General features: G+C 52.1%; 20 protein-coding genes. 13 read left to right on the top strand and 7 right to left on the bottom strand.

Annotation, left to right across the window (positions count from 1 at the left end):
• Positions 1–286 precede the first annotated feature (286 nt).
• Positions 287–1,582: an MFS transporter gene (locus IEX86_RS21105; RefSeq protein WP_188868124.1), complete on the top strand. Its 1,296-nt coding sequence runs from the start codon at positions 287–289 to the stop codon at positions 1,580–1,582.
• Positions 1,583–1,631: 49 nt separating this feature from the next.
• Here IEX86_RS21105 and IEX86_RS21100 read toward each other — a convergent pair whose 3' ends face one another.
• The 6 genes from IEX86_RS21100 to ppsR all read right to left on the bottom strand — a co-directional run bounded on the left by IEX86_RS21100 (position 1,632) and on the right by ppsR (position 7,700).
• Entirely contained in the window at positions 1,632–2,252 is a 621-nt protein-coding gene (locus IEX86_RS21100; RefSeq protein WP_188868123.1) for a phosphoadenosine phosphosulfate reductase domain-containing protein, read from the bottom strand.
• 23 nt (positions 2,253–2,275) lie between these two features.
• Positions 2,276–3,679 (bottom strand): aminodeoxychorismate synthase component I, encoded by a 1,404-nt coding sequence (gene pabB / locus IEX86_RS21095; protein WP_188868122.1) that lies wholly within the window; start codon positions 3,677–3,679, stop codon positions 2,276–2,278.
• A 6-nt stretch (positions 3,680–3,685) separates the two neighbouring features.
• Positions 3,686–4,678 (bottom strand): alpha-L-glutamate ligase-like protein, encoded by a 993-nt coding sequence (locus IEX86_RS21090; RefSeq protein WP_188868121.1) that lies wholly within the window; start codon positions 4,676–4,678, stop codon positions 3,686–3,688.
• A 1-nt stretch (position 4,679) separates the two neighbouring features.
• The gene (gene rloB, locus IEX86_RS21085) at positions 4,680–6,215 is read right to left on the bottom strand and encodes an osmotic stress tolerance membrane protein RloB (RefSeq protein ID WP_188868120.1); all 1,536 of its coding nucleotides are present in this window, start codon (positions 6,213–6,215) and stop codon (positions 4,680–4,682) included.
• A 16-nt stretch (positions 6,216–6,231) separates the two neighbouring features.
• Entirely contained in the window at positions 6,232–6,753 is a 522-nt protein-coding gene (locus tag IEX86_RS21080; RefSeq protein WP_188868119.1) for an ATP-dependent zinc protease family protein, read from the bottom strand.
• Between the two features lie 128 nt (positions 6,754–6,881).
• Positions 6,882–7,700, bottom strand: coding sequence for a posphoenolpyruvate synthetase regulatory kinase/phosphorylase PpsR (ppsR, locus tag IEX86_RS21075; RefSeq protein ID WP_188868118.1), 819 nt, complete (start codon positions 7,698–7,700; stop codon positions 6,882–6,884).
• A 207-nt stretch (positions 7,701–7,907) separates the two neighbouring features.
• On the opposite strand from ppsR, the gene ppsA reads away from it, so the two are divergent.
• From ppsA to IEX86_RS21030, 9 genes are all read left to right on the top strand, one after another.
• Entirely contained in the window at positions 7,908–10,277 is a 2,370-nt protein-coding gene (gene ppsA, locus IEX86_RS21070; RefSeq protein ID WP_188868117.1) for a phosphoenolpyruvate synthase, read from the top strand.
• Positions 10,278–10,332: 55 nt separating this feature from the next.
• Positions 10,333–11,301, top strand: a complete 969-nt coding sequence (locus tag IEX86_RS21065) for an alpha/beta hydrolase (RefSeq protein WP_188868116.1) — start codon at positions 10,333–10,335, stop codon at positions 11,299–11,301.
• Positions 11,302–11,340: 39 nt separating this feature from the next.
• Positions 11,341–11,658, top strand: coding sequence for a Rieske (2Fe-2S) protein (locus IEX86_RS21060; RefSeq protein ID WP_308423909.1), 318 nt, complete (start codon positions 11,341–11,343; stop codon positions 11,656–11,658).
• Between the two features lie 19 nt (positions 11,659–11,677).
• On the top strand, positions 11,678–12,169 hold the full coding sequence (gene rraA, locus IEX86_RS21055; protein WP_188868127.1) for a ribonuclease E activity regulator RraA: 492 nt from the start codon (positions 11,678–11,680) through the stop codon (positions 12,167–12,169).
• 19 nt (positions 12,170–12,188) lie between these two features.
• Positions 12,189–13,190: a divalent cation transporter CmaX gene (gene cmaX / locus IEX86_RS21050; RefSeq protein WP_188868114.1), complete on the top strand. Its 1,002-nt coding sequence runs from the start codon at positions 12,189–12,191 to the stop codon at positions 13,188–13,190.
• Positions 13,191–13,245: 55 nt separating this feature from the next.
• Positions 13,246–13,494: a CrfX protein gene (locus IEX86_RS21045; protein WP_188868113.1), complete on the top strand. Its 249-nt coding sequence runs from the start codon at positions 13,246–13,248 to the stop codon at positions 13,492–13,494.
• A 2-nt stretch (positions 13,495–13,496) separates the two neighbouring features.
• On the top strand, positions 13,497–14,321 hold the full coding sequence (locus tag IEX86_RS21040) for a mechanosensitive ion channel family protein (protein WP_188868112.1): 825 nt from the start codon (positions 13,497–13,499) through the stop codon (positions 14,319–14,321).
• Between the two features lie 79 nt (positions 14,322–14,400).
• Entirely contained in the window at positions 14,401–14,985 is a 585-nt protein-coding gene (sigX, locus tag IEX86_RS21035) for an RNA polymerase sigma factor SigX (RefSeq protein WP_188868111.1), read from the top strand.
• Between the two features lie 104 nt (positions 14,986–15,089).
• Positions 15,090–16,145, top strand: coding sequence for an OmpA family protein (locus IEX86_RS21030; RefSeq protein ID WP_188868110.1), 1,056 nt, complete (start codon positions 15,090–15,092; stop codon positions 16,143–16,145).
• Positions 16,146–16,239: 94 nt separating this feature from the next.
• Here the strand turns inward: IEX86_RS21030 and gltA are convergent, their stop codons facing one another.
• Entirely contained in the window at positions 16,240–17,523 is a 1,284-nt protein-coding gene (gene gltA / locus IEX86_RS21025) for a citrate synthase (RefSeq protein WP_188868109.1), read from the bottom strand.
• Positions 17,524–17,863: 340 nt separating this feature from the next.
• Here gltA and sdhC point away from each other — a divergent pair, with 340 nt between their 5' ends.
• Genes sdhC through sdhA form a run of 3 tightly spaced genes read left to right on the top strand, consistent with a single transcriptional unit; the run spans position 17,864 to position 20,388 of the window.
• Positions 17,864–18,250 carry a succinate dehydrogenase, cytochrome b556 subunit gene (sdhC, locus tag IEX86_RS21020; protein WP_188868108.1) on the top strand — a complete coding sequence of 129 codons (387 nt, stop codon included), beginning with the start codon at positions 17,864–17,866 and terminating at the stop codon, positions 18,248–18,250.
• Complete coding sequence (gene sdhD / locus IEX86_RS21015; protein WP_188868107.1) at positions 18,244–18,612, top strand: succinate dehydrogenase, hydrophobic membrane anchor protein; 369 nt, start codon at positions 18,244–18,246, stop codon at positions 18,610–18,612. Before sdhC ends, sdhD begins: the two co-directional genes overlap by 7 nt.
• A gap of 3 nt (positions 18,613–18,615) precedes the next feature.
• Positions 18,616–20,388 carry a succinate dehydrogenase flavoprotein subunit gene (gene sdhA / locus IEX86_RS21010; RefSeq protein WP_188868106.1) on the top strand — a complete coding sequence of 591 codons (1,773 nt, stop codon included), beginning with the start codon at positions 18,616–18,618 and terminating at the stop codon, positions 20,386–20,388.
• Positions 20,389–20,395 lie beyond the last annotated feature (7 nt).

Raw genomic sequence — 20,395 nt, 5'->3', positions numbered from 1 at the left:
TGAAACTCATGGTCCGGGATACCCTGGTTCTTCATCCAGCTGCGGTACATAAAGCCGTTCTTGTCGGCATTGCCAAACCACTGGGCCGAGCGCAGGGTGGTTTTCTTTTCAGGCATATTGTTGACTCTTATTTGTCATACTAAACGTAAGCATTGGTCAGAATTTAGACTTAATAAGCTTTTGTGTGAAGTGTTGTTGAGTAAAAAGTATTACTTTATAGTCCATATCACCCAGTGCGGCTGTTACTCTCAGGTCGTACATAACAAAAACAATCGGAGACTTGGCTATGAGCCCAGAAATGCGGCTGATCCGCCTCATTACACTCAAACTCATTCCTTTCCTTATCTTGTTGTATCTTGTGGCTTATGTAGACCGTTCCGCTGTTGGGTTTGCCAAGCTGCATATGGGTGCTGACATTGGCATCAGCGATGCAGCTTATGGGATGGGGGCAGGGTTGTTTTTTATTGGTTACTTTTTGTTCGAAGTACCCAGTAACCTGTTCCTGACACGGTTTGGGGCCCGCCGTTGGTTTGCCCGGATTTTGATTACATGGGGCGCGATTACCATTGGTATGGCGTTTATCCAGGGGCCGACTAGTTTCTATGTAATGAGGTTTCTGCTGGGTGTCGCCGAGGCGGGATTTTTTCCTGGGGTTCTGTTCTACATCACGCAATGGTATCCAATACGCCATCGCGGCAAGATCCTGGGCTTTTTCATTCTTTCCCAACCTATCGCCATGATGGTAACGGGGCCGCTTTCCGGGGCGCTCCTAGGCATGGATGGTGTGATGGGGCTGCATGGCTGGCAATGGCTATTCATCATTATCGGTACGCCTGCGGTTCTACTGGCATGGCCGACCCTGCGCTTTCTCCCGGATGATCCGGCCAAAGTGAAATGGCTATCTGCCGATGAAAAGAGCTGGCTGGCAAATGAGCTTGAAAAAGATTCGCAGGAGTATGGTCAGACCAGTCATGGCAATCCGCTTCATGCACTTAAAGACAAGCGCGTTCTGCTGCTAGCCCTGTTTTATCTGCCAGTGACTTTGAGTATTTATGGTTTGGGCCTCTGGCTGCCAACACTGATTCATCAGTTTGGCGGAAGCGATATCATGACCGGGTTTGTATCCTCAGTGCCTTACCTGTTCGGTGCCATCGGGCTTTTATTGATTCCACGCAGTTCGGATCGTCTGAATGATCGCTACGGGCACCTGGCCGTTCTCTATGCACTAGGTGCCATAGGGTTCTTTTTCAGCGCCTATTTGAGTGCACCGGCCCTGCAATTAGGTGCTCTGTGCCTGGCTGCCTTTAGTCTGTTTTCCTGTACAGCGGTCTTTTGGACTTTGCCGGGTCGCTTTTTCTCGGGTGCCAGTGCTGCCGCTGCTATTGCATTGATTAACTCGGTAGGAAATCTGGGTGGCTATATTGGGCCGTTTGGTATCGGTGCACTTAAAACCTACACTGGTACGCTATCGTCCGGCCTGTATTTCCTGGCAGGCGTACTGTGCATAGGCCTTCTGATGACATGGGTTGTGTATAACCAGCTAGAGCGCCGCCTCTCGCTCAAGACTGCCTCGTCCTCCTGAACCCTGCCGTATAAAAAAAGCCACTCCGCTGGAGTGGCTTTTCGCTTTATCAGTGCTGGGTATGCAAACCGCATTCACGATTCTCTTCGCCCTTGGTAGGGTCGAAGTAGTCGAAGTTGTTTGGCAGGTTATGCTCGACTAAATACTGGTACAGGTCTTTAGACGTCCAGCTCAGTAGAGGGGCAACTTTGATTAGACCGTCCTGATTGATGCTGACCGGCTGCATCTGTGCACGTACAGCGGTGTCGCTTGCGCGCAATGCAGTAAACCAGACGCTGGGAGCCATCTCACGCAGTGCGCGAGCAAACGGCTCAAGCTTTACTTCTTCGGTAAATGCGTCATGACGCGGGTCGTCCAGTCCAGGTACAGGACCGTCAATCGCTTCGCGATGAGCTCGGGACCGCTTGGGCAGATAAGTGATCAGGTTCAGGTCTAGTGCCCGGGTAACCTCATCGGCAAAGCGATAAGTCGCTTCGGTATTGTAGCCATTGTCCATCCATACCACAGGAATGTCGGGCTTCACCCGCGTTACCATGTGAAGAATAACCGCCTCAAACGGACGAAAGTTGGTTGTGCAGATAGCCGGCTTGCCAAGGCTCAATGCCCAGGCAACGAGCTGCTCTGGCTGATTGGCGAACTCGGCATTGATGCGGTCCAGATCAAGTGACATGACAAGGCTCCAGCGCTAATAAGTCAAGGCGAGCATGGTAACAAAGCCCCGTCTGGGCTGCACGGCGTAGCGCCATTCGTCAGCACCTGTGCTTCCAGGGTGCTCAACAGTACGCGTACTTTGGCAACCGACTCGTCGTATTCATCCTGCCACTCTGAATCCCTGACGATCGCTCCTCCCCCCCAACAACTGGCCATGCCATCTTTGATCAGAACACTGCGAATGGCGATGGAGCTATCCATTTCGCCTCGTACATCGATATAGAGCAGGGACCCACAATAGATAGAGCGACGAGTTGGCTCCAGCTCATCAATGATTTCCATTGCCCGGATCTTGGGAGCCCCCGTGATTGAGCCTCCTGGAAAACTTCCGGCCAACAGATCGAATACATCGCAATTAGCTGCCAACTCACCCGTCACGCTGCTAACCAGGTGATGCACATTGGGGTAGCTTTCCAAAGTAAATAACTCAGGAACCTTTACTGAGCCAACTCGACAGCTACGACCTAAATCGTTGCGCAAGAGATCAACAATCATCACGTTTTCAGCGCGGTCTTTGGGGCTGGCTAATAGCGCGTCTGCGAGTGCTGCATCCTCTGCTGGATTCAGGCTTCGTGGTCGTGTGCCTTTGATAGGCCGTGTTTCCACGTGTCCATTACGCACTTGAATGAAGCGCTCGGGCGAATGGCTGAGAATAGCGCCCCCTTCGATCGGCAGGTAACCGGAAAAGGGGGTAGGGCAGGCGGCTCGCAGTGCACGATAGGCATGCCAGTCTGAGCCTGAGCAGGGTGCCTGGAAGCGCTGGGTGAAATTGATTTGGTAGCAATCTCCAGCCGTGATATAGGCTTGAGTCCGCTCGATTTGCTTCCGATAGTGCTCTTTAGTCAGATTTGCCTGAAAAGGCCCTTCAAGACGGAACGGCACGCTTTGGCTTGAAGTAATCGGCTGGGTAAAGAGATCAGTCAGGCGCGAGCATTCAGCCTTACTTAATGTTGGGTGAAATACCAGCTGACTGGTCTGCAGTTCATGATCGGTAATTAACGCCCAGCCATACAAGCCTAACCGGGCATCAGGCAGCATCAGGTCATCCTGGGCCTGAGTGGGAAGACGCTCCAGGCGGCGGCCAAAGTCGTAGTTCAGATAACCCATGATACCGCCCGCAAAAGGCAGATCTACCCCGGCGGGAAGCTGTGCCTTGCCGAGCGTGGCAAGTGCTCGACGAAGGCGATCGAAAAAAGCATTGCCTGACTCTTGCGGTGCTGGAACGAGATTTTCCAGTGGCCAGGCGCTAAGCAGGTCATATCGTCCACGAGTGGCTACAGGTCTGCCTGAATCCAGCAGAATGGCGCCGTCCGCCTTACGGATACGCTCGAAAAAATCACCAGGATCCGCTTGATAGGGAAGAGAATAGAGCGTGCAGGTACACATGTCTGTCTAGAGAGTCGCTGTGGGTCGAGAGACGTGGCCAAACAAGCCTTGAGAAAAGGCCACGCGCTCTTCTGCAGTTTCAACGATACCCTGGGCCTGCATCTCGGCGAGGCGGGCTTCTACCGCTTGGGCCCGCAAGGTAAGACCGCTGTCATTGGCAATTTGAATATTCAGGCCAGGCCGTGCATTAAGCTCAAGAATCAAGGGGCCTTTATCCTTGTCGAGTACCATATCGACACCAATGTAACCTAGCCCAGACAGCTCATAGCAGGAAGCGGCCAGGCGCATAAACCCATCCCAGTCCGGCAGTTGTACACCGTCTACCGGGTGGGCTGTATCCGGATGCTTTTCGATCTTGGCATTCAGCCACGTACCACGAAGCGTGAGCCCGGTTGCCAGGTCTACGCCCACGCCAATAGCGCCTTGGTGCAGATTGGCCTTGCCCCCGGACTGCCGCGTCGGCAAGCGTAGCATGGCCATGACCGGATACCCCATCAGGACAATGATACGAATGTCCGGCACGCCCTCATAACTGATGTTACGAAACAGCTCGTCAGGAATGACACGGTATTCGATCAGCACCCGATCCCTGTGTCCGCCGAGTGAATAGAGGCCTGAAAGGATGCTGGAAATGTGATACTCCATATCCGATCGGCTGACGATCTTGCCGGACACTGTTTTCAGGCGGCCTTCGAAACGGTCGGCAATAACCAGGATTCCATCGCCGCCTGCACCTTGTGCCGGTTTAACTACAAAGTCCTGGTGCTGCTCGATAATAGTGTCGATCTTCCCTATATCGTGCTCCGTCGAGATGATCCCGTACAAATCGGGGACATTAATGCCTGCCTCGATTGCTCTCTGCTTGGTCAGGATCTTGTCGTCTACAACAGGATATAGGCTGCGCTTGTTGTACTTGAGTACATAATCGGCGTTACGCCGATTGATACCCATGATCCCGCGAGCTGAAAGCGCCTTCCATGTTTTGATCAGGCCGAACATGTCAGTCTTCCTTCAGCAGAGCCTTGAAACGAACAAGCTCGGTCAGGCGGTAGCCGCGATAACGGCCCATTGCCAGCATAAAGCCCACGAGAATCAACAAGACGGCTGGGAACGTAAATACAAAGTACACCAATTGTGGAATCTTCATTAGAAGATAAGCCAGCGAACCGGCGAACAGCGTGCCAATGGCGACCTTGAGAGCATGATTGGCGCCACGCTCCTCCCACGTAATCGAGAGTCGTTCGATAGTCATGGTCAGAATCACCATGGGGAAGAGTGCAACTGAAAGCCCGCTTTCCAGACCTAGTTTGTGACTGAACAGGCTAATGGCTGCAATCATTACGACTACGAACGTCAGCACAACGGACAGGCGCGGCAGCATCTGCAGGCGCAGATGCTCAAGGTAGGATCGCAGTGAGAGGCCCATTGCAGTGATTACTGTAAATAACCCAATGCCCCATTGCAGGCCTGTCTCGCGGAAAGCCAGTGCAATCAGTACAGGGGTAAAGGTGCCAAGTGTTTGCAGGCCGATCAGATTTCGCAGCACCAGAATCACGAGTACGCCAAGCGGAATCATAATCATCGTCTGGTAGGTCTGCTGTGTCTGAAGGGGCAGGCCGTACAAGGAGTAGTCCATGAAGGCCGTCTCGACACTTGAATTCGTCAGTTGAGCCAGACGAATAGCATTCATCTGGCTGCTGTCCAATGTGAAGGTCACGTTAGCCTTGCGACCGCCATCCAGGGTCAGTAGCTGGCCATCACCACTCCACCAGATCATGCGATCGGAAGGCAGTCCACGCTCACCTGTTTCGGGATTGAAATAAATCCAGTCCTTGCCGTTATAGCTGCGCAACCAAAGTTCCGGGTTTTGCTGGATATGCGCAGCAAGGCGCAGGGTGTGAACCTTTTCCAGTGGAACGCGTGCCAGTGAAACTAGTAGGTCAACAATCTGCGCGCGCTTGGAGGTGCTGGTATCGCCATTGAGTAGCAGCTTTACGTTGTCGTCGTTAACGTTATTGACGCGCCTGATGGCTTCGCTGATGAACGTTTCCACGTCGGCTGAGTGTTGGCGAATAGGTGCCACCAAAGCCTCGGCAGCCAGACGCTCAGGGCCCTCGGGAAGCACTATGGGGTCGCGAGTGATAGCCCCCTTTTCCTCGCGCGGCTTGTCGCTTCCAAACCGTTTTGTCATGACCAGGCGGTAGTACAGGGTCTGGTCACCTTTAGCGCGTCGTGCGGACCAGGTCAGCTGACGGTTGCCTTCAACGCGACTGACGTTAACGCCGTAATTATTTGAGACGAAGCTCTCATTAAGGCTGACGTAGCCTTGCGTCAAGGGTGGTACGAACAGTTGTACCTTGACCGGCACATGAGGCGTGGCAGTAAACGTTACCTTGGCATCGATACTCCATAACTCATCCGTTTCGTCTTGCGTGATCGGGATGCCCAGCCCAAAAATCTGGTAAGCAGTAATGGACGCGCCGAGTAGAACCAGAACGGCAATAAGTATCTTTAGATGCAGGTTGATGGAGCGCATGCAGGTTACTCGACTTTCAAATAGGGCATGCCGGAGTACCGGCTATATAAGAGCGGGAAACGTCGATCAGGGCGTCATAGCGCCTGAGCGCCTTGCTGCCAATCAGCAGGGGATAATCGAAGTGGCTACGATCCGTGAGATTGACCTCAATCGTATGCCTCTGCTTTCCCATGCAAATTACCATTGGAATAACAGGGCGACTGGTATGCATCTTGGGCTCGACCCCCGGTGTATGGTCTGCATGACGACGCTTAATGTGGCTTACGCGTAGCAACGGACGCTCCAGCGTAAGGTCATGTGCCTGATCAATGGCCAGGGAGAAGCGTACCCATTGCTCCCCGTTACGCGTAAACGTGTGGATACGATGTGCGCTCAGGGAAGCTGTCTCCGCACCTGTATCAAGTTTTGCCTTGAGATGTATATTCAACTCTGGCAAATACGCATGCTCGTGTAAGCCATAGATTCGCTTCTCTGCCGAAAAGCACAAGGTGCACCATAGCAGGGGCAAGCTAAACAGTAGATAAATTACAGATTTCATCAAGCTAATGCAGGGCCAGGCATGTGCCACCCATTACAGGTTTCTGGCACATCGCGTAAGTCAAAAGGGCGCATTCTAACATGGGCCCCTTTCTAAACCAGTAAGGTCTGCAAAGGTGCAGGGCTGAATTACTTCAGGCGACGCTCGACGCCTTTCTCTACCAGTATCTTGGCCGCTATTTCCTCAACGGAAAAATGGGTTGAGTCGATAGAGGGAATATTTTCCCGTCGAAACAGGCTTTCCACCTCCCTGACTTCAAATTCGCATTGGGCAAAGCTGGCATAGCGGCTGTTAGGACGGCGCTCGTGCCGAATTGCGGATAGGCGGTCTGGATCAATCGTTAGGCCGAACAGCTTGTTCTTATGTGCCTTGAGAGAGGCAGGGAGCTGCAAGCGCTCCATGTCTTCTTCCGTTAAAGGGTAGTTGGCTGCCCGAATTCCAAACTGGAGCGCCATGTAAAGGCAGGTGGGCGTTTTGCCGCACCTGGAAACACCGACCAAAATCAAATCGGCCTTGTCGTAGTGTTGCGTACGCGCGCCATCGTCGTTTTCCAGGGCAAAATTCACGGCCTCGATACGCTGCATGTAATTAGCGTTATGCATCATAGAGTGTGATTTACCGACCGAATACGACGATTCAGCACCTAACTCCTGCTCAAGCGGGGATAAAAAAGTAGAAAAGATGTCAATCATGAATCCATTCGACTGGTCGAGAATCGCACGTATTTCCCGATTGACGATGGTGTCGAAAATAATGGGTCGCGCGCCGTCCGAAACGGCGGCGTAGTTGATTTGCTGTACCATGGCCCGGGCTTTTTCAACGGTATCGATGTACGGCCGGGTAAGTTTTGTAAAGCTGATGTTCTCGAATTGAGCGAGTAAGCTTTGACCGAGGGTTTCGGCTGTAATGCCGGTACCGTCAGAGATAAAGAAGGCGGTTCGTTTCATCAGGGTGAAACTCCCGAGGCAGTGGTGTTTGGTCTTATCGTAAGGTGTGCTGTAAAGGCTGCCGGCAAACCGACAACCTTTCAATAATGCCTGGAGCTTATTAGTAGGCAGATAAATCGAATTCTACCGTTTCTGGAGTAAAGACCTAATGTAAACGTGCCAGTTGCGTACGAGCTTTCCCACAAATACAAATATGGAGAGATCACCTTGGACGAGTACGTAGTTTCCCTGGATAAACTCGGGGTGCACGATGTTGAGCACGTGGGCGGCAAAAACGCATCCCTTGGCGAGATGATCAGTAACCTGGCGAGCGCAGGTGTTTCGGTTCCTGGCGGTTTTGCTACAACTGCACAGGCTTACCGGGATTTCCTCGAGCAAAGTGGGCTGAACGACCGTATCCACGCTGCTTTGGACGCGCTCAATGTAGACGACGTAAACGCGTTGGCTAAAACGGGTGCTGAAATCCGACAATGGATCATGGATGCCGAATTTCCAACTCGACTGGACGCTGAGATCCGAACGGCCTTTGCACAGCTGTCAGCGGGAAACGACAATCTGGCTGTTGCCGTACGGTCTTCCGCTACAGCAGAGGATTTGCCGGATGCTTCCTTTGCCGGCCAGCAGGAAACCTTCCTGAATATACGTGGTGTAGATAACGTCATCCGGGCGACCAAAGAAGTGTTCGCTTCGCTTTTCAATGACCGTGCCATTGCTTACCGCGTACACCAAGGCTTTGATCATAAGCTTGTTGCGTTGTCGGCAGGGGTGCAACGCATGGTCCGCTCTGAAACAGGCGCGGCAGGCGTTATGTTTACGCTTGATACCGAGTCGGGTTTCCGGGATGTGGTCTTTATTACCGGCGCTTATGGCCTGGGCGAGACAGTGGTACAAGGGGCGGTCAACCCTGACGAATTCTATGTGCATAAATCCACGCTGGAAGCGGGGCGCCCTGCAATTCTTCGTCGAAATCTTGGTAGCAAGGCTATCAAAATGGTCTACGGCGAGGAGGCCAGGGCTGGGCGCTCTGTCAAAACCGTTGATGTTGACGCTGCTGATCGTGCCCGCTTCAGTATTACTGATGATGAGGTAGCTGAGCTTGCCAAGCAGGCTCTTATCATTGAAAAGCACTACGGCCGCCCAATGGATATCGAATGGGCTAAAGATGGAGACGATGGCAAGCTTTATATCGTCCAGGCGCGCCCTGAAACCGTCAAAAGCCGTGCCAGTGCAACCGTTATGGAGCGCTACCTACTCAAGGAAAAAGGTCAGGTTATCGTTGAAGGTCGTTCAATCGGACAGCGTATCGGCGCCGGTCCGGTCAAGGTTATTCGCGACGTCTCCGAAATGGACCGTGTTATGCCTGGTGATGTGCTGGTTTCCGATATGACCGACCCAGACTGGGAGCCAGTCATGAAGCGCGCCAGCGCTATCGTGACTAACCGCGGCGGCCGGACCTGCCACGCTGCCATTATTGCTCGTGAGCTAGGTATTCCGGCTGTGGTTGGATGTGGCAATGCCACAGAACGTCTTCGTGACGGACAAACCGTAACCGTTTCCTGTGCGGAAGGTGATGCCGGCCTGATCTATGAAGGCGAGCTGGACTTTGATATTCGTCAGAGCTCGGTAGACGCTATGCCTGATCTGCCGTTCAAGATCATGATGAATGTTGGCAATCCTGATCGTGCATTCGACTTTGCGCAGCTGCCCAATGCCGGGGTTGGATTGGCGCGTCTTGAGTTCATCATCAATCGCATGATTGGTGTGCATCCCAAGGCATTACTCAATTACGACAGCCTGCCGCTCGACATCAAGGAAAATGTCGACAAGCGTACGGCTGGCTACAGTGACCCGGTTGGGTTCTATGTCGAAAAGTTGGTCGAAGGCGTTAGTACGCTGGCTGCAGCGTTCTGGCCAAAGAAGGTTATCGTTCGCTTATCCGACTTCAAATCCAACGAGTACGCCAACCTGATTGGTGGCAAGCTCTACGAGCCTGAAGAAGAAAACCCGATGCTGGGGTTCCGCGGTGCTTCTCGTTATATCAGCGAGTCTTTCCGGGATTGCTTCGAGCTTGAATGCCGCGCCATGAAAAAAGTGCGCAACGAGATGGGGCTGACCAACGTCGAGCTCATGGTTCCTTTCGTTCGTACCCTCGAAGAAGCCGCTCAAGTCATTGATCTGTTGGGCGCTTATGGGCTTAAGCGGGGTGAAAACGGTTTGCGCGTCATTATGATGTGCGAGCTGCCCTCGAATGCCATTTTGGCGGATGAGTTCCTTGAGTACTTTGATGGCTTCTCCATTGGCTCCAATGACATGACTCAATTGACGCTGGGGCTAGATCGTGACTCTGGCATCATTGCTCATCTTTTCGATGAGCGTAATCCGGCGGTCAAAAAGCTCTTGGCTCAGGCCATTGCAGCCTGTAACAGGGCGGGTAAATACATTGGTATTTGCGGTCAAGGCCCCTCTGATCACCCAGACCTCGCCAGGTGGTTAATGGAGCAGGGAATCGAAAGCGTGTCGCTCAATCCAGACTCGGTGCTCGATACATGGTTCTTCTTGGCAGAGGGACAGGCTTAAAATAGCGCGTCATTCACAGGCGGGGGCAACCCCGCCTTTTTATGTAACGGTAATCATGCAAAGCAGTAGTCAGCTTTTCCCTGTTGCGCTCGTGCGCGCCGAGCTTTACGGGGACTTAATCGAAGACGTCTATCTTCTCAAACCCAATAACAGTCCTGACCATAGTGTTGAGCTGTCTCTAACGCGTCTAGGGCGGCTGCATCAGCAGACTCCTTACAGGCCTCCCGTCATTCTTGTTCATGGTGCCTTTGGTAACCGTTTTACTTGGTATGCCCCAAGAGGATCCGGGCTGGGCATTGAACTTGTTGATGCCGGGTTCGATGTCTGGATTGCCGAGATGCGCGGCCATGGTTGCTCACCGCGCAATCTTGAGTACAGGAATAATCAACTGTCTGATTATGCACACCATGATCTCCCGGCGATTGCTGCTTTTGTAGAAGAGCAGTCTGGGCTGGCCAGTCATTGGATAGGGCATGGCCAGGGCGGACTTGCTGTCATTTTAGGGTTGCTAAACGAATGGTTAACTGAGCGCTCAGTCAGGTCATTGGGATTGTTGGGGGTGGCGGCCTCTGATCGGCTTTGGAGTCTTCTGTCATGGCGCGAGAAGATGCGCGCGATTATCTCCGGCTGCGGAGTAGGCGTCGGTCCTGAAGATGAGCCAAAGGCTTTATTAAAGGGGCTTCAGGAGGAGCGGATATTTGGTAAAGATCGTTCTGAGCGAGAGCATTTATTATCACGACTATCTTCGCTTTCCATGCCTGTGCTTAGCCTGGCAGCCACCAATGATCCCCAGGTGAATGCTGAGGCATGCCAAGCATTATTTAACCGTTTCGGGGCCCAGCAAAAGGAGTTCATATCATTAGGTCATGCCCTTTCTCGCGAAGCCGTCATGAGCTATGGATCTCCCTTTATGGCTCGAGAGGCTCATCAACATTTTAGCGGACTGATTACGCAGTGGCTGAAGGCTATTGAAAACACTTCCCAGGGGCAGGACGTTGCACCTAGTATCGAGCTGATTGAATAATCGTCCTGGCCTCACTCAAGGCCCGATACGTAGCGGGTTATGGTGTTGGGAGAGCTTATGTTCGTTCCGCTTGAAAGGTTGTTAAATCTTGAAGAGGGGTATCGACAGCGTTTCCTTGTCAGGGGAGTGCCCGTCGTACTCGTTGTTGCTCATGGCAAACACATCCTGTTTGAAGATAGGTGTCCTCATCAGGGTGCATCGCTTTTTCAAGGCGCCATAACGCCAGACTTAGTGCGATGCCCGAAGCATGGTTTTGAGTTCGACTTGCATACAGGTAGAGCGGTTAACGCTCATTGCACCGGGTTGAGGCTGCTTGATCCTGCGTATGAGCAAGATCGTATCGGTGTTGACGTTTAATATTCTTGAGGGCTCCTTCATGCGCTACATAACGCCTGACCTCTGTGATGCTTATCCTGACCTGGTTCAGGTCGTAGAGCCGCTCTTTAGTAACTTTGGTAGCTACGATTCGTTTGGTGGTCAAATTGTCACGATTAAGTGCTTTGAAGATAATTCGCTCGTAAAAGAGAGAGTAGAAGAAGACGGCACCGGAAAGGTCCTGGTAGTAGATGGCGGCGGCTCCATGCGCTGTGCGCTATTGGGCGATATGCTGGCTGAGAAGGCTGCAGCCAATGGCTGGGCCGGTATTGTGATCTATGGGTGTGTCCGGGATGTGGATGTGTTGGCTGAGACGGGTTTGGGTATTCAAGCATTGGCTTCGTATCCTAAAAAATCTGAGAAGCACGGGGTAGGTCAGCGTGATGTTCCTCTTGCCTTTGGAGGGGTGACCTTTGAGGTGGGGCATTACCTATACGCTGACAATAACGGCATTGTTGTCTCGTCAAAGCGGCTGGAGATGCCGGGCGAATAAAGGGTAACGAGAGTCTGTAATGCAGGATTACGAAAGTGGTAACGAACGCGGTCTCGTATATGGCTATGTGTTAAATGGACGAGGTGGCGCCCGCCGTATTCAGCGCAACGAGCTGGATATTCTTGATCTCCAGCCCGAGGAGACCCTGTGGCTGCATTGGGACAGAGGCGTACCTGAGGCGCAGCAGTGGCTTCGTCAGTCCAGCGGTTTGAATGAGTTTGCCTGTGACCTTTTATTGGAGGAGGCAACCCGTCCTCGCATTGTTCCTTTAAGTAGCGAGAGCCTTCTTCTTTTTCTGCGTGGTGTAAATCTAAATCCCAATGCTGTGCCTGAGGATATGGTGTCGCTGCGTGTTTATGTCGAGGCCCAGCGTGTCTTTTCCATACGGTTAAGGCCTCTCAAGGCCGCCGCAGAAATTCAGGAGGATCTTGAAGCAGGTGTGGGCGCTGAAAACGCCCGAGCGCTCATTCTTCAGCTCGCGACCTACATGACGAGTCGCGTTGATACGCTGGTTGTTGAGCTTGCTGAACAGCTCGATGAGATAGAGGAGCGAGTAGAGGCAGACGAAACGGACTTGCCTGAGCATAATTTGATTCTAGGTTTACGCAGGCGCGTCGCCAGTCTCAAGCGCTATCTGGCTCCACAACGTGAAATTTATTCTGATCTGTTACGTCAGAAGCCAGCCTGGCTGGTAGCTGAGGGTGATGCAGAGTACTGGAGTGAGCTTCACAATAGTTTGACTCGAAACCTGGAGGAGCTTGAGCTTATGCGTGAGCGAGTAAGTTTCTTGCAGGAAGTGGAGCAGCGCAGTGTGGCTGAGCGGACTAATCGCACCATGTATTTGCTTGCCATCATTACCGGTTTCTTTCTACCTATGAGCTTCGTGACAGGTTTGCTAGGTATGAATGTGGGGGGAATTCCTGGGTCGGACTTTTCTCTGGGGTTTGTTGTGGCATGTGCCGGCATTCTATTGATTGCGCTGTTTCAGTGGTGGCTCTTCCGGCGGCTGCGATGGTTGTAAGTGTGACTTGCTGTTTTGGACAGCCGTCTAGCATGAAAGTGGTGAGAGGTGCGCTATGCCTGATCCTTTCGAAGAATCATTAAAAGATATGCTGAGGTCCAGAGCCGAGGCTCCGACTGAGTACGACAGACTGGACCGCGTCCTAAAGACCGCCAACCGGCAGGTGGGCGCAGGCGATCTGTTCGGGTTGATGGGGCGCTGGGGATCGGCTGTCCTGATGGCCATCAATAATGGCTCAGGACATGTTAAGCCTGTGTGTGGCTCTTCTCGTAGAGCTCGTTCTTCTTCCAAACAAGCCGAGTAATCATGGAATTTGATATCTGGACGCAAAGCCTGCTGTCAGCGATGACGACATTATGGAGCAAGGTGGCGGGCTTCATTCCCAACCTTCTGGGTGCTTTGCTGGTTGTCATCCTAGGGTTCTTTTTTGCGAAACTGCTTGATCATCTTCTTTCCAAGCTGTTAGCGAAATTGGGTCTGGACAGGCTGATGACCGGGACCGGGCTGACCAAGATGCTTGCCCGGGTAGGCATCAAGGTACCCGTTAGTACGCTTATTGGGCGTATCGTCTACTGGTTCATTCTGCTGGTGTTTCTGGTGTCTGCTGCAGAGTCGCTTGGTCTTCAGCGTGTTTCGTCTACGCTTGATGTCATGGCCTTGTATTTACCTAAGGTCTTTGGTGCCGCTCTGGTTCTGGTCATAGGTGTACTGCTGGCGCAGTTAGTCAACGGCATCGTCCATGGCGCTGCCGAGGGTGTCGGGCTTGACTATTCTGCCGGTCTTGGGCGGGTCGCTCAGGCGCTGGTCATTATTATCAGTATCTCTGTAGCTATCGGACAACTTGAAATAAAGACCGAGCTGCTCAATACCGTCATTGCTATTGTGCTGGGGTCGCTTGGCCTTGCAGCTGCATTGGCATTGGGTTTGGGTAGTCGTGATCTAGTCGGCCAGATTTTGGCTGGAATCTATGTACGAGAAATTTTCGAAGTGGGTCAAGTCGTACAGGTCGATGAGGTTGAAGGGGTTATTGAAGAGATAGGCACGGTGAAAACACTGCTGCTTACAGCGGATGATGAGCTAATATCGATTTCGAACAAACGCCTTCTCGATCAGCGTGTAAAGGCTCGCTAACAAGTGAAAAAGTTGCCGACAGCGAGCTGTGAGATGGATATCATGCCGCCCATTGAACGGCAGTCCGGCACCGTCCGCTTTGAACGAAACCTTGTCTACAGCCTATGACCCCCGCCAGCTCACCGATGAAGAGCTGGTGCAGCGTGCACATACTGAGTTGTTTCATGTGACGCGTGCTTACGAAGAGCTAATGCGGCGCTACCAGCGCACGCTGTTCAACGTATGTGCGCGTTATCTGGGGAACGACCGTGATGCAGATGATGTCTGTCAGGAGGTCATGCTAAAGGTGCTGTATGGACTTAAAAACTTTGAGGGTAAGTCAAAGTTTAAGACCTGGCTCTATAGCATTACGTACAATGAGTGCATAACCCAGTACCGGAAGGAGCGGCGTAAACGTCGTCTGGTAGATGCCCTGAGTCTGGAGCCGATTGAAGAGGCCTCGGATGAAAAGGCACCAGGGTTAGAAGAGCGGGGTGGTTTGGATCGCTGGCTGGCCCATGTGAACCAAATTGATCGTGAGATTCTGGTGTTACGCTTTGTGGCGGAGCTCGAGTTCCAGGAAATTGCAGACATCATGCATATGGGGCTCAGTGCTACCAAGATGCGTTATAAGCGGGCACTAGATAAGCTGCGTGGCAAGTTCGCAGAGGAAGTTGAGGGTTAGGTAACATCCTAGCCCCCTGTTTTTTATGAACTTCTGAAAAACTTGTTGTCAAAGCCTCCGGAGATTGCCGGAATACTAATATCATTAAGATGGGGATACATAGGATGAAATTGAAGAGCACCTTAGGCGTCGTCATTGGCTCCCTGGTCGCCGCTTCTTCTCTGAGCGCGATGGCTCAGGGTCAAGGCGCGGTAGAAGGCGAGCTGTTTGGCAAGCGCTACTTCACCGACAGCCAGCGTGACATGAGCAATGCCAACCTGTATGGCGGTTCGGTGGGTTACTTCCTGACTGACGACGTCGAGCTGGCGCTGTCCTATGGTGAGTACCACGACGTACGTGGTGATCGCGATGAAGGCCACAAGAAGATTCATGGTAGCCTCGCTGCTCTTGATGCCTACTACCACTGGGGTACTCCTGGTGTAGGTCTGCGTCCTTACGTTTCCGGTGGTTTCGCCCACCAGTCTCTGACTGATGCACATGCTGATCATCATGGCCGCAACCACACTACCTTCGCTAACGTAGGTGCAGGTCTGAAGTACTACTTCACTGAGAACCTGTACGCTCGTGGCGGCCTGGAAGGCAACTACAACATTGACGATGACCAGGGTGAATGGTCTGCTGTAGTTGGTGTGGGTGTGAACTTCGGCGGTTCTTCCCGTCGTCAAGAAGCTGCACCTGCACCGGAGCCGGTTGCTGACGTATGCACCGACTCTGACGGCGATGGTGTTTGCGATAACGTTGACCAGTGCCCAAATACTCCAGCTAACGTAACTGTTGATGCTAATGGCTGCCCGGCTGTTGCAGAAGTTGTTCGCGTTGAACTGGACGTGAAGTTTGACTTCGACAAGGCTGCTGTGAAGCCAGAAAGCTATGGTGATATTAAGAACCTGGCTGACTTCATGCAGCAGTACCCACAGACTTCTACTACTGTAGAGGGTCACACTGACTCCGTTGGTACTGATGCTTACAACCAGCGTCTGTCCGAGCGTCGTGCAAACGCTGTTCGTAACGTTCTGGTTAACCAGTACGGCGTTTCCGGCGATCGCGTAAATGCTGTAGGTTACGGTGAGAGCCGTCCTGTTGCTGATAACTCCACTGAAGCTGGCCGCGCTGTTAACCGTCGCGTAGAGGCTGAAGTTGAGGCTCAAGCTAAGCAGTAATTAATTACTGTCTAGTAAAAAGCCCGCATCTTACGATGCGGGCTTTTTTATGTTTATTGATTAATAAAAAAAGCCCCTTGCGGGGCTTTTTTTATTAGCGATTAGTAATGGGATCAATGTCGCGCTTAATTGGGCCGGTATAAAGCTGACGAGGACGTCCAATTTTATAAGGTCCAGAAAGCATTTCCTGCCAATGGGAAATCCAGCCTACTGTTCTCGCAAGAGCAAAGATAACAGTAAACATGCTGGTAGGGATGCCGATGGCTTTTAGGATAATGCCTGAGTAGAAGTCAACATTGGGGTAAAGATTTCTCTCAATAAAGTAAGGATCTTTACGCGCAAGTTCCTCTAATTGCATGGCGAGCTCAAGTTGTGGGTCATTAATGCCAAGTTCAGCAAGCACTTCGTCACACGTTTGCTTCATAACTTTGGCGCGAGGGTCAAAGTTCTTATAAACGCGATGGCCAAAGCCCATTAGTTTGAATGGATCATTTTTGTCTTTAGCCTTGGCCACAAACTTATCAATATTGCTAACGTCACCAATCTCATCCAGCATCCGCAATACTGCTTCGTTTGCGCCGCCATGGGCAGGGCCCCAGAGTGCTGCGATACCGGCTGCAATGCAGGCAAATGGGTTTGCACCCGAAGAGCCTGCCAGGCGAACCGTTGAGGTGGAAGCGTTTTGCTCGTGATCGGCATGCAGGATGAAGATTTTGTCCATCGCCTTCGCGAGAACCGGACTGATCGGCTTAACTTCACAGGGTGTATTGAACATCATGTGAAGGAAGTTTTCTGCGTATCCCAGGCGGTTGTCGGGATACATCATCGGTTGGCCCATGGAGTATTTATAAACCATGGCGGCTAGCGTTGGCATCTTGGCAATCAGGCGCATTGCGGAAATTTCGCGATGATGCGGGTCCTGAATATCCAGTGAGTCATGATAGAAGGCAGAAAGCGCACCGACTACGCCGCACATGATAGCCATGGGATGTGCGTCACGACGGAAGCCGTTGAAAAAGGTCTTGAGTTGCTCGTGAACCATGGTGTGGTTCTTGATAGTGCTTACAAACGTCTGCTTTTGTTCTTCATTAGGCAATTCACCTTTTAGCAAAAGGTAACAAGTCTCAAGGTAGTCAGACTTCTCTGCCAGTTGTTCGATGGGGTAGCCGCGATGCAGAAGAACACCGTTATCGCCATCAATGTATGTGATTTTCGATTCACAGGAGGCCGTCGACATAAAGCCTGGATCGAACGTGAAAACGCCTGCGTTCGTAAGGTTACGAACATCGACAACATCAGGTCCGAGTGTTCCAGACATTACGGGCAGCTGTACCGGGTCTGCGCCCTCAATGATTAGCTGCGCTTTCTTGTCAGCCATTAAGGCCTCCTTATTTATGCTTGAAATCATTTATACAACCCCCACGCAGGGCCATGGCCACTATAGAGGCAATCATTTGAAAGTCAATTTACGAACATATTGCGCCAATAATTACTTAGGTTTCAAATGTGCTCATAACTTACACTATTGAGCGCCGTTTAGGGCAGCGACATTAGTCTATTTGTATGGGATTGGTGCGTTGTCATGAGCAGCCTAACTGTCTATACTTCATGGCCGACCGCCTCAGGCTGTGTGCCTCTCCAGTGCGGTTGTCAATCCAGTAATGGATGTCTATTAAAGCAATTCCCAATAACTAGCCCGGCAACTTTGGGCTCTCAGTGTGAAAGAAGCCGTGAATAGTAAACGACCTGTAAATCTAGACCTCAGGACCATAAAACTCCCTATCACAGCTTACACCTCGATCCTTCACCGTATTTCTGGCGTTATCCTCTTCATCGGCCTTGCCGCGCTGCTTTATGGGCTCGACCTGTCGCTGAGTTCCGAAGATGGATTTGCTCGGGTGAAAGCGTTCCTGGCGTATCCGTTGGTTAAGCTCGTGATTTGGGCCGTGTTGTCCGCATTGCTGTATCACCTAGTAGCAGGCGTGCGCCATTTAATTATGGACATGGGTGTGGGTGAAACATTGCAAGGCGGCAAATTGGGCTCCCAGATCGTATTGATTGTATCTGCGGTGCTGATCGTTCTGGTGGGGGTCTGGGTATGGTAACTAGCGTCACTAACTTCTCGCGCTCAGGTCTTTATGACTGGATGGCTCAGCGCGTATCCGCTGTGATTCTTGCGGTTTATACGCTTTTCTTACTTGGATATGTCGTACTTCACCCCGATATGTCGTTTGAGCAATGGCATAGTCTGTATAGCAATGGCTGGATGCGAATTTTCAGCTTGCTTGCCTTGGTCTCGGTTGGAGTTCACGCCTGGGTAGGCATGTGGACCATTTCTACCGACTATCTGACTCCCATGGCCTTGGGCAAGGGCGCTACAACGGCGCGTTTCCTGTTCCAGGCTGTATGCGGTGTCGCCATGTTCGCCTTGTTTGTCTGGGGCGTCCAGATTCTTTGGGGTGTGTGAGTCATGTCCAGTATTCGTACTCTTTCTTTTGATGCCATCATTGTGGGTGGCGGCGGCGCAGGCATGCGTGCAGCGCTGCAGTTGGCCCAATCAGGTCACAAGACGGCCGTTGTCACTAAGGTTTTTCCAACTCGCTCGCATACAGTATCTGCCCAAGGCGGCATTACTTGTGCCATCGCTTCGGCTGATCCAAATGACGACTGGCGTTGGCACATGTACGACACCGTAAAGGGGTCGGATTACATTGGTGACCAGGATGCCATCGAATACATGTGCTCAGTAGGCCCTGAAGCGGTCTTCGAGCTGGAGCATATGGGGCTTCCGTTCTCTCGTACGGAAACAGGTCGTATCTATCAGCGTCCTTTTGGTGGGCAGTCCAAGGACTATGGTAAGGGTGGCCAGGCGGCTCGTACGTGTGCCGCGGCTGACCGTACGGGTCATGCCCTTCTGCATACCCTTTATCAGGGCAACCTGAAGAACAATACGGTCTTCCTGAACGAGTGGTACGCAGTTGATCTGGTAAAGAATCAGGATGGCTCCATTGTTGGAATCATCGCGGTCTGTATCGAAACGGGTGAGACTGTCTATATCCGCTCCAAGGCTACTGTTCTAGCTACCGGCGGTGCTGGGCGCATCTATGCCTCTACCACCAACGCGCTGATCAATACCGGCGACGGTATCGGTATGGCACTGCGTGCAGGCGTACCGGTTCAAGATATCGAGATGTGGCAGTTCCACCCGACAGGTATTGCCGGTGCAGGCGTGCTGGTGACTGAGGGCTGCCGTGGTGAGGGTGGTTACCTCATCAATAAGCATGGCGAGCGCTTCATGGAGCGTTATGCGCCTAATGCTAAAGACTTGGCTGGACGAGACGTTGTTGCTCGGTCCATGATCAAGGAGATCATTGCGGGCAATGGCTGTGGTCCAGACGCCGATCATGTACTGTTGAAGCTTGATCACCTGGGCGAAGAAGTACTCCATGGCCGTTTGCCAGGCATTTGTGAGCTGTCCAAGACATTTGCACACGTGGATCCGGTCAAGGCGCCTATTCCGGTTATTCCAACCTGTCACTATATGATGGGTGGTGTCGCTACCAATATTCATGGTCAGGCCATCACGCAGGATGCTAATGGTAATGACACGATTATTGAGGGGCTGTTCGCTGTAGGCGAAGTAGCCTGCGTGTCAGTTCACGGTGCAAACCGTCTGGGTGGCAACTCCCTGCTTGACCTTGTAGTCTTTGGTCGTGCAGCAGGACTGCACCTGGAAAAAGCATTGAAAGAGGGCGTTGAACATCGTGACGCCAGTGCTAGTGATATCGAGCAGTCTTTGGCTCGTATTTCTGGCGTTAATGAGCGCAGCACTGGAGAGGACGTTGCGCCTCTGCGTAAAGAGCTTCAGAGCTGCATGCAGAACTTCTTCGGTGTATTCCGCACGGGCGAATACATGCAGAAGGGTATCGCACAGCTCGCTGAGCTGCGCGAGCGAATCGCAAACGTGAAGATTGCAGACAAGAGCCAGGCATTCAACACGGCCCGTATCGAAGCACTCGAGCTACAGAACCTTTTGGAAGTTGCTGAAGCCACTGCTATTGCAGCGGAAACCCGCAAGGAAAGTCGTGGAGCGCATGCTCGCGAAGATTTTGAAGAGCGGGACGACGAGAACTGGCTCTGCCATACCTTGTACTTCCCAGAAGACAAGCGTGTCACTAAACGCGCTGTCAACTTCTCTCCGAAGACAGTTCCTACGTTCGAACCTAAAGTTCGTACATACTGAGGTTTGC

The sequence above is a fragment of the Pseudomonas asuensis genome (assembly GCF_014646755.1).
GTDB classification, from domain to species: Bacteria; Pseudomonadota; Gammaproteobacteria; order Pseudomonadales; family Pseudomonadaceae; genus Chryseomonas; species Chryseomonas asuensis.
Note: the sequence above shows the minus strand (reverse complement) of the source record. Positions and strands in the feature narration are given on the sequence as shown.

What these genes read in the sequence shown, in the direction of transcription:
- sdhD (WP_188868107.1), top strand. Translation starts at nt 18,244, where the DNA reads ATGGTAACTAGCGTCACTAACTTCTCGCGCTCAGGTCTTTATGACTGG.
- IEX86_RS21040 (WP_188868112.1), top strand. Translation starts at nt 13,497, where the DNA reads ATGGAATTTGATATCTGGACGCAAAGCCTGCTGTCAGCGATGACGACA.
- pabB (WP_188868122.1), bottom strand. Translation starts at nt 3,679, where the DNA reads ATGTGTACCTGCACGCTCTATTCTCTTCCCTATCAAGCGGATCCTGGT.
- cmaX (WP_188868114.1), top strand. Translation starts at nt 12,189, where the DNA reads ATGCAGGATTACGAAAGTGGTAACGAACGCGGTCTCGTATATGGCTAT.
- IEX86_RS21045 (WP_188868113.1), top strand. Translation starts at nt 13,246, where the DNA reads ATGCCTGATCCTTTCGAAGAATCATTAAAAGATATGCTGAGGTCCAGA.
- gltA (WP_188868109.1), bottom strand. Translation starts at nt 17,523, where the DNA reads ATGGCTGACAAGAAAGCGCAGCTAATCATTGAGGGCGCAGACCCGGTA.
- sdhA (WP_188868106.1), top strand. Translation starts at nt 18,616, where the DNA reads ATGTCCAGTATTCGTACTCTTTCTTTTGATGCCATCATTGTGGGTGGC.
- IEX86_RS21080 (WP_188868119.1), bottom strand. Translation starts at nt 6,753, where the DNA reads ATGAAATCTGTAATTTATCTACTGTTTAGCTTGCCCCTGCTATGGTGC.
- IEX86_RS21065 (WP_188868116.1), top strand. Translation starts at nt 10,333, where the DNA reads ATGCAAAGCAGTAGTCAGCTTTTCCCTGTTGCGCTCGTGCGCGCCGAG.
- IEX86_RS21090 (WP_188868121.1), bottom strand. Translation starts at nt 4,678, where the DNA reads ATGTTCGGCCTGATCAAAACATGGAAGGCGCTTTCAGCTCGCGGGATC.
- rraA (WP_188868127.1), top strand. Translation starts at nt 11,678, where the DNA reads ATGCGCTACATAACGCCTGACCTCTGTGATGCTTATCCTGACCTGGTT.
- IEX86_RS21030 (WP_188868110.1), top strand. Translation starts at nt 15,090, where the DNA reads ATGAAATTGAAGAGCACCTTAGGCGTCGTCATTGGCTCCCTGGTCGCC.
- ppsR (WP_188868118.1), bottom strand. Translation starts at nt 7,700, where the DNA reads ATGAAACGAACCGCCTTCTTTATCTCTGACGGTACCGGCATTACAGCC.
- IEX86_RS21100 (WP_188868123.1), bottom strand. Translation starts at nt 2,252, where the DNA reads ATGTCACTTGATCTGGACCGCATCAATGCCGAGTTCGCCAATCAGCCA.
- IEX86_RS21105 (WP_188868124.1), top strand. Translation starts at nt 287, where the DNA reads ATGAGCCCAGAAATGCGGCTGATCCGCCTCATTACACTCAAACTCATT.
- IEX86_RS21060 (WP_308423909.1), top strand. Translation starts at nt 11,341, where the DNA reads ATGGTGTTGGGAGAGCTTATGTTCGTTCCGCTTGAAAGGTTGTTAAAT.
- rloB (WP_188868120.1), bottom strand. Translation starts at nt 6,215, where the DNA reads ATGCGCTCCATCAACCTGCATCTAAAGATACTTATTGCCGTTCTGGTT.